Source organism: Dellaglioa sp. CoH-57-MRSF-21 (assembly GCF_056781915.1).
Genome location: NZ_JBXAXU010000264.1, coordinates 1 through 232, shown reverse-complemented (window position 1 = coordinate 232; position 232 = coordinate 1). Strand labels below are relative to the sequence as shown.

The following is a 232-nucleotide window of genomic DNA, read 5'->3' as shown; positions in this document are numbered from 1 at the left end:
CAAGGGCGCGGACGGCGATGATCAGTGGCGTCAGCTGGGTGCGGTCGGGCGCTACGCGAAAATCAACGCCGAAAACAGCAACCGCGTGAACATACTGCTCGCCCAGCTCTCGGAAGACGGTAAAATCCGGTATTCGCGGGCTCTCACCGAACACAGTTCCAACTCGTTCACGTGGAACCTGACAAAGGAACAGCATCAGGAGCGAGCGGAAACCGGGTCCACGATCGTGACC

General features: G+C 59.5%; 1 protein-coding gene. It reads left to right on the top strand.

Going from position 1 to position 232, the window contains the following annotated elements; genetic code table 11:
• The coding region (locus tag AC1RPQ_RS08715) for a hypothetical protein (RefSeq protein ID WP_481762388.1) at nucleotides 1–232 on the top strand (232 nt) is incomplete at both ends.